Source organism: Melissospora conviva, assembly GCF_049523535.1.
Classification (GTDB): domain Bacteria; phylum Actinomycetota; class Actinomycetes; order Mycobacteriales; family Micromonosporaceae; genus Melissospora; species Melissospora conviva.
In genome coordinates, this window is record NZ_JBLLDT010000011.1 from 15,266 (window position 1) to 27,582 (window position 12,317).

Consider the following 12,317-nt stretch of genomic DNA (forward strand, 5'->3'; position numbering starts at 1 on the left):
CCGGCGCGGTGCAGTCGGCGCTGTGGTCCGGCGCGGGTTCAGCCGGCCGGGGTGGGCGCGGCCGGATCGGCGGGGAGCCGCTCGCCGGGGAGCCGCCCGGCCCGGCGGGGCCGGACCGAGCTCTCCCGGACCCGCAGGGTCGTGGCCAGCGTGACGGTGGAGGGCGCCCGCCCGGGGTCGGCGATCCGCTCGGTGAGCAGCGTGGCCGCCGCCCGCCCCAGGTCGTACGTGGGCTGGGCGACGGTGCTCAGTGACGGCCGCACCAGGTGTGCCCAGGGGATGTCGTCGAAGCCGACCACGCCGCATCCGGTGGGGACGGCGACGCCCCGGTCGACCAGGCACTGCATCGCGCCCACCGTCATCAGGTTGTTGGCGACGAAGACCGCGTCCAGTGGCTCGGCCGCGCTCAGCAGCGAGGCCATGGCCTGGTAGCCACCCTCCTCCCGGAAGTCGGCGTGGCGGATGAGGTCCTCCGTCGCACTCCGGCCGCCGGCGCGGAGCGCCTTCTGGTAGCCGCGCAGTCGCTGCACAGCGGTGGAGATCCGGCGCGGACCCGTGATGCAGGCGATCCGTTGATATCCGCCGTCGATCAGGTGGGCGGTGGCCGCCTCGGCGCCGTGGACGTTGTCCACGAGCACGGTGTCCACGGAGACTCCCCGCGGCTGCCGGTCGATGGCCACGACCGGCATGCCGGCCTCGGCGAGCTGGTTGATCAGGGCCGGCCGCCCCGAGGGCGAGATGATCACGCCGGCCATCCGTTCGGCCAGGGCGGCGGTCACGTAGCGGGTCTCCTTCTCGGGGTCCTCGTCGCCGTTGCAGAGGACCACCGAGAAGCCCGCCTCCTGCGCCACGTCCTCGATGCCGCGCACCAGAGCGGTGAAGAACGGGTTGCCGATGTCGGAGATGATCACAGCCCAGAGGCTGGTGCGCTGCCGGCGCAGGCTGCGGGCCACGGCGTTGGGCCGGTAGCCGAGGTCGAGCATCGCCTGGCGGACCCGCGCCGCCAGGTCGGGGTCCACCGAGGCGTGGCCGTTGAGCACCCGCGACACCGTGGACGCCGAGACCTCGGCCGCCCGGGCCACGTCATAGATGGTCGTCATGTGGCCGTCCCCTGTGTAGGTGTGTGGTCCCGTGGTGGGGCCCGGAAATATCGATGTGTTTCGCCACGGTCCGTCGCGAGGTGCCTTCCGAGAGTGTCGCTGAGATCCTAGTGGCAGGGAATCGATTTCCTCCGACCTCGGGATGGGCGTCCCCGGGCCCGTCGGCTGCGCGCCCGGTCCTTGTTCCGGCCGCCCGCGGCCAGGATGATTCCCTCAACAGTCGACTGCCGGCGGGGACGCACCCGGCGGCAGCCTGAGAGTCGAGGGGTGAGATGGAGTTACTGGCCAGTCCCGAGTTGTGGATCGCGTTCGCGACCCTGCTCCTGCTGGAGGTCGTGCTGGGCATCGACAACGTCGTGTTCATCTCGATCCTGGCGGGGCGGCTGCCCGCGCACCAGCAGGCCCGGGCCCGCACGATCGGGCTCTCGCTCGCCCTGATCACGCGGCTGATCCTGCTGGCGTCGCTGTCCTGGGTGATCGGTCTGACCGCGCCGCTGTTCACCGTGCTCGGCCAGGAGATATCCGGGCGGGATCTGATCCTGCTGCTTGGTGGCTTGTTCCTGCTGGGCAAGGCGACCTATGAGATCCATGAGCATCTGGAGGGGGAGGAGCACGCCAAGTCGGGCAAGGCCGTCTCGTTCGGCGCGGTGATCGTCCAGATCCTCGTGCTCGACGTGGTCTTCTCGCTGGACTCGGTGATCACCGCGGTGGGCATGGTCGACGAGCTGTTCGTCATGGTGGCGGCGGTCATCGTCGCGATGGTGATCATGCTGGTCTCGGCCGGCGCGATCAGCGCGTTCGTCAACAAGCACCCGACGGTCAAGATGCTGGCGCTGTCGTTCCTGGTGCTCATCGGCGCCAGCCTGATCGCCGAGGGCCTCGACCAGCACATCCCGAAGGGCTACGTCTACGGACCGATCGCCTTCTCCGTCCTGGTCGAGTTCCTCAACCTGCGGGCGCGCCGCAACCGGGGTGAGGCGAAGCCGGTGGGTCTGCACCCGACGTACGTCAAGAAGGGCGAGGCCGAGCCGGAGCCGGACCCGGCCAAGGTCGCGGGCTGAGCATCGCGCCACCGCCCGCCGGGTTGGGCATCGGCGGGCGGTGGCGCGAGTACCGGGCGATGTGACCGGGTTTGTGGCGGCTGCGAAGCGGTGATTGTCCGAACCGCGGTGGCGTTGTGCCCCCACGAAATCGCGGGATCGCCTGCAAACGGTGAACGTGCTGGTCGGCGGGCCTGTCCGGTACGAGAACGCCCGCTCCACCCCGGCGCTGGTCGTCGGCAGCGCGGTGACGTGCCACCGCCCGCTCTGGCCGCTCATCGCCCTCCCGTTCCCGTCGTGCGCAGTCTCCACCCAGACTGTGCACGACGGGAACCGGGAATCCGCAGCAGGCCGCACCGCGGCGTGACCGCCGCCATGGCAGGGGAGGGCCGCGCCGCGGCTACGCCCCGACCGCCTGCGGCTGGCCCGCGGCGTCGTGGGCGGCCATGCTCTCCTGCCGGTCCGGCTCCTCGCGCAGGATCGCGGCGTGCAGCCAGGCGTCGGGGATGCCGAACCCGTCGACCAGGGTGCGCATCTGCGGGCGCAGCTCCTTGAGCAGGCCGTTCACCACGCCGGTGATCGCCTTCGAGCGGGCGGGGGTGAGCCGGCCGTGCTCCAGCAGCCAGCCCTTGTTCGCCTCGATCACGCTGAGCGCGTAGAGGTCGCAGACCTGGGAGAGCAGCTCCCGGACCGCGGGGTCGGTGACCTCCTCGATGGCGGCGACGAACGCCTCCAGGGTGACCCGGTCGATGTGGGCGGCGGCGACGGTGAGGATGTGGTCCTGGACGTCGTTGAAGATGTCGAAGGGGCGGTCCTTCTTGCTGTTCGCGCCGCCGCGCAGCCTGCGGACCGCGCTGTCGAGAAGGTGTTCCTCGCGGTCCTCGAAGAGCTTGAGCTGCCAGCCCCGGTCGGTGACGGCGACCTCGTCGTCCCGGCCGGGCACGGCGCTGACCAGCCGCTCGATGAGCGACCGCGCGGCGGTGCGCTCGAGAACCATGTCGCGGACCTGGTCGGCGACGAAGGAGGCCCGCCCCCAGCCGTCCAGGGAGCCGAACTCGTCCCGGTAGCCGGTGAGCAGGCCCTTGGCGACCAACTGCAGCAGCACCGTGTTGTCGCCTTCGAAGGTGGTGAAGACGTCGGTGTCGGCCTTGAGGCTGGGCAGCCGGTTCTCGGAGAGGTAGCCGGCGCCCCCGCAGGCCTCCCGGCAGGTCTGGATGGTGCGGGTGGCGTGCCAGGTCTGCGCGGCCTTGAGACCGGCGGCTCGGGACTCCAGCTCCCGCTGCCGGTGCTCGTCGACCGGACCCTCGCCGCCCTGCACCTCGCTGAGCACGTTCACCAGCTCGGCCTGGGCGAAGTGCAGCGCGTACGTGGTGGCCAGCGCCGGCAGCAGCTTGCGCTGGTGGGCCAGGTAGTCGTTGAGCAGCACCTCCCGGTCGGCGTCGGGGGTGTCGAACTGGCGGCGGATGTCGCCGTAGCGCACCGCGATGGCAAGCGCCGACTTGGTCGCCGCCGACGCCGCGCCGCCGACGCTCACCCGGCCCCGGACCAGGGTGCCGAGCATCGTGAAGAAACGCCGGGAGTCGCCCTCGATGGGGCTGGAATAGGTGCCGTCCTCGGCGACCTGGCCGTACCGGTCCAGCAGCATGTCCCGCGGCACGGTGACATGGTCGAAGCTGAGCCGGCCGTTGTCCACGCCGAGCAGCCCGCCCTTGTGGCCGGCGTCGCCGATCGTCACGCCGGGCATCGGCTTGCCGTCGGCGTCGCGGATCGGCACGAGGAACGCGTGTACGCCGTGCGACCGCCCCTCGGTGATCAGCTGCGCGAAGACCACCGCCATCCGCCCGTCCCGGGCGGCGTTGCCGATGTAGTCCTTGCGGGCCGCCTCGTGCGGGGTGTGCAGGTCGAAGGTCTGCGTCCGCGGGTCGTACGTGCAGGTGGTGCGCAGCGCCTGCACGTCGGAGCCGTGCCCGGTCTCGGTCATCGCGAAGCAGCCGAAGAGCTCACCGGCGATGATGTCCCGCAGGTAGGTGTCATGGTGTCGCCTGGTGCCCAGCGCCGCGACGGCACCGCCGAAGAGCCCCCACTGCACGCCCGCCTTGACCATCAGCGAGAGGTCGACCTGCGCCAGCATCTCGGTGGCGACGATCGACGCGCCCACGTCGGCGCGGCCGCCGTACTCGACCGGAAAACCTCCGGCGATCCCCAGCTCGACGGGGAGCTCGTGCAGCAGCCGGGTGATCCGTTCGCGTGCCTGATCGACGGTTTCGCCGTATACCGGGAGGAAGCGCTCATCGAGGTGGTCGCGGTGCGCGTGCCGGACTGTGGCCCACGGTCCGTCGAGCACCTCCTGCAGGCGGGCGAGGTCGATGTGGCGGGACGCGTCGGGCATGGTCACCCCTTGGCTGATCGGACATATGGGTGAAGTCTGTACCTGATCAAGAATACGTCCGCCCCTGCTGATTCGCTCGGAAGGATCGCGGTGAGCCGGGCCACCGAGGGCTGCGGTCCCGGTCCGTGGACCGGCGGCCCCCGCGGTCAGCAGCGCGCGAGGTGGGGATGTGCGGCATGGCGTGCAGCATGAAGATGACCGGCGAGTGCGGTCTGGGTGCGCCCGCCGGTCATCCGACAGCCGCGGCTCGAGCCGTCGAGTAAGGACGGTAGGCGGGGCTGCCCCGGGGGTCGATCACCAGAGAGGGCTGTTTCTGTTTTGAGCGCCACCAGGCCGGCCTTCGCGTCAGCGGAGATCCTGTGTTGACTCGACGGAAGAGGCGGGGGGAAGCATTCCGTCCGGTGGATCATCGAGGGCCGGCGAATGGATCGCCGATGTTCGTCCGGCCAATCTGGTCACTTGGGCGCCGCGCGCTCGCGTCGATGGATGCGGAGCGGACGGGGGGTGCTGACGTGGGCGGGGCCGCGGTCCAGGCGGTCCCGCCGGTCACCATAACTCGGGGTGTCCGGTGAATGTACGTCTTTGAGGGTTGCCGGCCACGCCCGATTGTGATCGCATTCGCGACCCTGCCGGCCGGGTGATTTGTGCGGGTGGTGGTTGACATGAATATCAAGGTTGCCGCCGCGAACGAGTGGAATCATCGGTAAAGACGGCAGGGTATTCTGCGGCGGTGATCTCCATTCCGCTGACTGTATTCACAGGGGTCTTTTAGTCTGCCTGCGTCGTGCCGCCTTGCGGGTAGGTGCCAGGCAGTGGCGGTGCCGGCCTCGGGCGGCGGCCCGCGTCGGTGCCGGCGGTCCTTCCGGAAGAGGCGGACTCGCCCGGCAAGCCCCCGCCTCGCCGTGCTCCGGACGCACCGTCACGTAGCCGCTCAAGTGGCGTCGAAAGCTCGGGAATCGGTCTAATTCAACACTCGGCCGTCAGCTCTGATTCAGTCCTTGACATGGGTCTTCAATTGATGATTCCCTTTGCCTCGTTTGCGTCTCGGGTTCATGGGCGCCAATGCGGTCACAGCGATGAAGAAGGGCGCGGGAACTGACAACAACCGATGCCGGGCAGCCGTGCCCTGACGTCCTCGGACGAGGCCGGCGACCCGGTGGGTCTCCCCGGCTGTCCTCCCACCGGGGCGGTACGCCCCTCGGTTGCTTCAACCTGGCGAAAGTTGAGGAAGACGTGAACATTCTGGATAACCCCGACGGCAGTTTCTTCGTGGTGGTGAACGACGAGGGACAGCACGCGCTCTGGCCCGAGCTGCTCGAGATCCCGGCCGGGTGGACGGCCACCCACGGACCGGCCGACCGCGTCTCCTGTCTGGACCACGCGACCGCGAACTGGACGGACATGCGGCCCCGCAGCCTCGTGACGTACCTGGAGGATGCCGACCGGGAGACGGTGAGATGACCTCCGGCGCGAATGCGGGCCGCCCGGCGGAGCAGGACCCGCAGAGCGCCACCCGGTCCCGCCTCGACTCAATGTCTCCCGCGAAGCGGGCCCTCTTCGAGAAGCGTCTGGGCGCACTGCGGCACCGGGCCGATGACGCCCTCCGCCCGATCCCCCGCGGCGGCGACCTGCCGGTCTCCTCGGCGCAGCGTCGGCTGTGGTTCATGGAGCAGCTCACCCCCGGCACGGCGACGTTCAACGTGCCCACCGCGCTGCGCCTCAGCGGTCGGATCCGGATCGACGTGCTCACCGACGCGGTACGCGCACTCTTCGCCCGGCACGAGGCGCTCCGAACCGTCTTCGGTGCCAACGAGGGCGCCCCGGTGCAGCGAATCCTGCCCGGGGTGGAGGTCGACCTCACCCCCCGTGACCTGCCCGGCGCGGATGCGGAAGCCCTCGCCGCCGCCCTGCGCCACGAGGCGATGCGTGCCTTCTCGCTCGCCGAGGGCCCGTTGGCGCGCGTGGCGCTGTTCCGCGAGACGCCCACCGAGCACGTGCTGTTGCTGACCCTGCATCACAGCATCTGCGACGGCTGGTCGGTCGGCATCCTCGTGGACGAACTGCTGGAGCTCTACCGGGCCGGCACGGAAGGCCGTGCCCCCGGTCTCGCGCTCCTCACGCTTCAGTACGCGGACTACGCCGCCTGGGAGAGCCGACCGGAACGCGCGGCGGAGCTCGCCTCGAGCATCGACTACTGGAAGCGCTCCCTCGCCGGGGCGGTGCCGGTCATCGACCTGCCGTTGGACCGCCCCCGTCCGGCGGTGCAGAGCTTCCGGGGCGCGCGGCACCGGTTCGCCATGCCCGACGGGGTGTGGCCCGCGGTGGTCAGGATCGCGAGGGAGGAACGCGCCACGCCGTTCATGGTCCTGCTCGCCGCCTTCGGGGCGCTGATGTCGCGGTACGCGGCGCAGGACGAGGTTTCGGTGGTCACCCCGGTAGCCAACCGGCCCCGGGTAGAGCTGGAAGCGATGGTCGGCTTCTTCGTCAACTCGATCGTCCTGCGGATCGACACCTCCGGCACACCCACCTTCCGCGAACTGGTGGGGCGGGTCCGCGACCTCGTCCAGGAGGGCATGGCGCACGGCGAGGCGCCCTTCGACAGCGTGGTGGAGGCGGTGGACCCGGAGCGCAGCCTGGCACACGCCCCTCTCGCGCAGGTCATGTTCTCGCTCGTCGAGGACCAGTCGCTGACAACCGACGTGGGCGACGTGCGCGTCACGGCCCTCGACCACCACCTCCCGATCAGCAAGTACGACCTCACCGTCGAGGTGTGGCCGGACGCCGATGGTGGGCTGTGGGGCGTCGCCGAGTACGCCACCGACATCCTCGACGAGGCCACCGTGGCGCGGACCACCACCCACCTGGGCCTGCTGCTCACCAGCCTGACCGAGGTGCCGGACGCGCCGGTCGGGCTCGTCCGCTTCCTCTCCGACGACGAACTGCGGGCGGCCGTCGTGGCCGGCGACAGCAGCGATCCGCTCCTCGGCGACGTCCGTGCGCATGAGCTCTTCGCGCGCCAGGCCGCCCGTACGCCGGACGCACCTGCACTGGTGGCCGGTGACCGGACAGCGACCTTCGGCGAGCTGGACCGGCGTTCCGACAGCCTCGCCGCACGAATGCGCCGTCACGGGGTGGGCCCGGAGACGCGGGTCGGGCTCTTCCTGGACCGGGGTGTCGATCTCGTCACGGCCGTGCTCGCCACCCTCAAGGCGGGTGCCGCCTACGTACCGCTGGACGTCGCCGAGCCCGCCCAGCGGGTGGGGTTCATGCTCGCCGATGCCGGCGTGCGGCTGGTGGTGACCAGCCAGGCCCGGGCCGCAGAGCTGCCCCCGACCGACGCCTGCGTGCTGCACGCCGACACCGACACCGACGCCGGTGACGCCGGCGACCTGCCGCCCGCGGTGCGCCCGCACCCGGACAGCGCCTGCTACGTGATCTACACCTCGGGTTCGACCGGGCGCCCCAAGGGTGTCGTGGTGACCCACCGGGGCCTGACGAACTACCTGACCTGGAGCCTGCGGGCGTACCGGGTCGCGGACGGCGGAGGCGCGCCGCTGGTGTCGCCGCTGCGTTTCGACCTCTCCGTGACGACGCTCTTCTGCCCGCTCCTGGCCGGTCGGCCGGTCGTGCTGGTCGCGGACGGCGCGGAGCTGGAGACCCTCGCCGGACTGCTCGGCGCGGACCTCGACCTCGGGCTGGTGAAGCTGACCCCGGCCCACCTGGACGCGCTGGACCGGGTGATCCCGGCCCGTACCATCGCCACGGACGGCTATCTGGTCGTCGGCGGGGAGTCGCTGCACGGTGCGACTGTCGCCGCCTGGCGCCGCCGGGCGCCGGGCCTGCGGGTGGTGAACGAGTACGGTCCGACCGAGACCGTGGTCGGTTGCTGTGTGTACGAAGTCACCGACGACAGCGACCTGTCCGGGGTGGTGGCGATCGGACGGCCGATCGCGAACACCCGGCTCTACGTCCTCGACGGCAACCTGAGGCCGGTCCCCCCGGGCACGGTCGGGGAGCTCTACATCGCCGGCGACGGAGTCGCCCGCGGCTACCACGGCCGTCCCGACCTGACGGCCGGGCGGTTCCTGCCCGACCCGTTCGCTCCGACGCCGGGGGAGCGCATGTACCGCACCGGCGACCTGGTGCGGATGCGCGCCGACGGCGAGCTCGACTGTCTCGGCCGCGTCGACAGCCAGGTGAAGGTCCGCGGGTACCGGGTCGAACTGGAGGAGATCGAGGCGGCCCTGACCAGGATCCCGCAGGTTCGCGAGGCGGTGGTGCTGCTGCGGAGCGACCTGCCGGGGGAGGACCGCCTCGTCGCGTACGTGACGGGCGAAGCGGGCGATCCGCGCGACGCGCTGCGGGAGGAGCTGCCCGAGTACATGGTGCCGGACGTCGTCGTCACCCTCGACGCGCTCCCACTGTCCGCCAACGGCAAGGTGGATCGGCGTGCCCTGCCGGCGCCGATCCCGCAGGAGTCCGCGCCCGACGTGGCCGCACCGGCGAGCCCGCTGGAGTCGCTCATCGCGGAGGTCTGGGCCGAGCTTCTTGGCTGGCCGGTGGCGTCCATCGGGCGTGACTCGAACTTCCTCGCCCTGGGAGGTCACTCGCTGCTCGCCGTGCAGGCCATGGCGCGGCTGCGCAAGAAGCTCGACATGGACCTGCCACTGTCGGTCTTCCTGGAGGCGACCTCGCTCGCCGACCTGGCCGCCCGCATCGAGGCGCTCGGCGGGCGGGCACCCCGGCCGGGGCTGGTCGCGGCGCCGCGCACCGGGCCGGTGCCGCTGTCGTACGCGCAGGGGCGTCTGTACTTCCTCAACCGGCTCGCCGAGGAGAGCGCCTTCTACAACGTGCCGATCGCGCTGCGCTTCGACGGCGATCTGCAGGCGGACGCGCTGCGGGCGGCGTTCGCCGCGCTGTGGGCCCGGCATGAAGGGCTGCGCACCTGCTTCCCGCTGGTGGATGGGGAGCCGGTGCAGGAGTTCCTGCCGGTGGACGCGGTGGCCTTCAGCGAGCGGGACATCTGCGGTGACGACGACCCGGAGAAGCGGCTCGGCGAGCTGTTCGACACCGAAGGGCGGACTCCGTTCGACCTGGCAGCCGGGCCGCTGCTGCGCGGCACGCTGGTGCGGCTGCGGGCCGACTCGCACGTGCTGCTGATGACGCTGCACCACAGCGTCTCCGACGGCTGGTCGCTGAACATCATCCTCAACGACCTGGTGGCCCTCTACCGGGCGATCGCGCAGGGAGAGCCGTCGCCGCTGCCCGAGCTGCCCTTCACCTATGTGGACTACACGCTCTGGCAGCGTTCCTGGCTGGCCGGGGCGGAGCTCGAGGCCCAGCTCGACTGGTGGAAGCGGCAACTCGCCGACGTGCCCACGCTCGACCTGCCCACCGACCGGCCCCGGCCGCCGGTGCAGACCTACCGGGGCGCGCGTCACGATGTGCGCTGGTCCGCCACGCTGTCCCGGTTGGTGGCCGAGCTGGCCCGCCGGGAGGGGGTCTCCCTCTTCATGGCGTTGCTTGCCGGCTTCGACGTGCTGATGGCCCGGCTGAGCGGTCAGCGGGACGTCATCGTCGGTACCCCCATCGCCAACCGCACCAGCACCGAGCTGGAAGGCCTGGTCGGGTTCATCGCCAACACCCTGGCGCTGCGGGTCGACCTCTCCGGCGACCCGACCTTCCGTGAGCTGTTGAGCAGGGTCCGCACCAGCGCGCATGGCGCGTACGCCCACCAGGACGTCCCCTTCGAGATGGTGGTCGACGCGGTGGCGCCCACCCGGAGTCTCAGCCATTCACCGCTGTTCCAGGTCCGCTTCGCGCTGCAGAACGCTGTGGAGGGCCTGCCCGATCCGGGCCCCGGCCTCACCCTCACGTCGATCGACAACGAACAGTGCACCGCCCGCTTCGACCTGCTGGTCGACCTGTGGGAGACCGCGGACGGTATCGAGGGGCACGCCGAGTACAGCACCGACCTGTTCGACGCGAGCACCGTCGAGGCGATGATGAGCCGTTTCGAGGCGTTGCTGGAGCGCCTGGTCCACGACCCGGAGCAGCGTGTCTTCGACGTGGATCTGCTGCTGCCGGGCGAGCGGGACCGGCTGGGGGCGCTGGCGTACGGTCCGGCGCTCCCCATCGACGCCGTGCCGCGGACGTTGGCCGAGCGGGTGGCGGAGCAGGCGGCCCGCCGGCCCGGCGCACCGGCGGTCACCGGTGACGGGGTGACGCTGAGCTATGCCGAGGTGCGCCGGCGCACCGGTGATCTGGCCCGGGCGCTGGCCGCACGTGGCGTGGGTCCCGAGACGATGGTCGCGCTGCACTTCGAGCGGGGTGCCGATGTGGTGATCGCGGCGCTCGCCGTGCTCGCGGCCGGCGGCGCGTACGTTCCGCTGGATCCGGCCTACCCGGCAGAGCGGCTGGCCGCGATCGTCGCGGACGCCCGGCCGGCGGTGACCCTCACCTCCGAGGCGATCAGGGGCGGTGTGCCGGGCGGCGCGGGCGAGGTACTGACGCTCGGGGAGCTGCCGGTTCCGGCCGGACCACCGCCGACCCCGGCCCTGCGGCCGGAGCACCCCGCCTACGTGGTCTACACCTCCGGCACCAAGGGGCTGCCAAAGGGCGTGGTGGTAACCCACGGCGCGCTCTCGGCCTACCTGAACGCACTTCCGGCCGCGCTGGGGCTGCCCGACGAGCCGGTGTTCCTGCACACCGCGTCGTTTGCGTTCTCCTCGTCGGTCCGGCAGTACGCCGTGCCGCTCGCCCTCGGCGGCCACGTGGTCGTCGCCGACCGGGGGCACCTCTCCGATCCGGCGGCGCTGCTGGCTCACGCTGCCGCGTACGGCGTGCAGGTCCTGGACCTGGTCCCGTCGTACCTGCGGGTCGTGCAGCCGGCCCTGAGCCGCCACGACGGGTGGCAGCCGCAGGTCGTGCTCACCGCCAGCGAACCGCTGCGCTACGACGTGCCGGAGACGATCCGCAGCGCCGCAGCCGGAGCGGCTCCCCGGTTGGTCAACATGTACGGACAGACCGAGACGACGGGTATCGTCGCCGTCACCGAGGTCCAGGCCGGGCGCGAAGGCCGCCAGGCGGTGGTCCCGCTCGGCCGCCCGATCCCAGGCGCGCGGGTGCACGTGGTGGACAGCATGCTGCGCCCGGTCCCGGCCGGCCAGCCAGGCGAGATCGTCGTGGGCGGTGCGGGCCTGGCCCGCGGCTATCTCGGCGACCCGGCCCTGACCGCCGAACGGTTTGTGCCCGATCCGCTGGGCGCTGCCGGTGGCCGGCTCTACCGCACCGGCGACCGGGGCCGGCTGCTGCCGAGCGGCGCCATCGAGTTCCTCGGTCGCACCGGGGACCAGGTCAAGATCCGGGGTCATCGGGTCGAGCCCGACGAGGTCGCCGCGGTGCTGTCGGGCCTCGACGGAGTCGGCGAGTGCGTGGTGCTCTGCGACGATGACGGCGCGGACGACCGAAGGCTTGTCGCGTACGTGGTCGCCCGGCAGGGCGCTGCGCTCTCCGCCGACGGACTCCGGGGGGCGCTGCGGGAGAAGCTGCCGGATTACATGGTGCCGACCGTGGCGGTGGTCGAGAGCCTGCCCCGGCTGCCCAACGGGAAGGTCGACCGGGCGGTGCTGACAGCGCCGGGTGTGCCCGGTGCGCCCGATATGGCCGATGACGGGCCGCAGAGCCGGGTGGTCGAGGTGCTGACGGAGATCTGGCGGGACGTGTTGCGGTTGCCGTCGGTGGGTGTGCGGGACGATTTCTTTGCTCTGGGCGGGGATTCGCTGCACG

Annotated in this window: 6 protein-coding genes; 4 read left to right on the plus strand and 2 right to left on the minus strand. The window is 71.4% G+C overall.

Translation table 11 applies throughout. The annotated features are described in order from the left end of the window. Positions 1–38 precede the first annotated feature (38 nt). Positions 39–1,100, minus strand: a complete 1,062-nt coding sequence (locus tag ACK8GG_RS20035; protein ID WP_440356988.1) for a LacI family DNA-binding transcriptional regulator — start codon at positions 1,098–1,100, stop codon at positions 39–41. A 272-nt stretch (positions 1,101–1,372) separates the two neighbouring features. Here ACK8GG_RS20035 and ACK8GG_RS20040 point away from each other — a divergent pair, with 272 nt between their 5' ends. Further along, complete coding sequence (locus ACK8GG_RS20040; protein ID WP_440356989.1) at positions 1,373–2,161, plus strand: TerC family protein; 789 nt, start codon at positions 1,373–1,375, stop codon at positions 2,159–2,161. A 151-nt stretch (positions 2,162–2,312) separates the two neighbouring features. After that, on the plus strand, positions 2,313–2,507 hold the full coding sequence (locus tag ACK8GG_RS20045) for a hypothetical protein (RefSeq protein WP_440356990.1): 195 nt from the start codon (positions 2,313–2,315) through the stop codon (positions 2,505–2,507). Between the two features lie 33 nt (positions 2,508–2,540). On the opposite strand, the gene ACK8GG_RS20050 is transcribed toward ACK8GG_RS20045, so the two are convergent. After that, positions 2,541–4,529 carry an acyl-CoA dehydrogenase family protein gene (locus ACK8GG_RS20050; RefSeq protein WP_440356991.1) on the minus strand — a complete coding sequence of 663 codons (1,989 nt, stop codon included), beginning with the start codon at positions 4,527–4,529 and terminating at the stop codon, positions 2,541–2,543. 1,233 nt (positions 4,530–5,762) lie between these two features. Between ACK8GG_RS20050 and ACK8GG_RS20055 the strand changes: the two genes are divergently transcribed. Together ACK8GG_RS20055 and ACK8GG_RS20060 are read left to right on the plus strand one after the other, a co-directional pair. Continuing rightward, positions 5,763–5,990: an MbtH family protein gene (locus ACK8GG_RS20055; protein WP_440351085.1), complete on the plus strand. Its 228-nt coding sequence runs from the start codon at positions 5,763–5,765 to the stop codon at positions 5,988–5,990. Between the two features lie 71 nt (positions 5,991–6,061). Beyond that, a partial coding sequence (locus ACK8GG_RS20060; protein ID WP_440356992.1) for a non-ribosomal peptide synthetase occupies positions 6,062–12,317 on the plus strand: 6,256 nt, incomplete at its 3' end.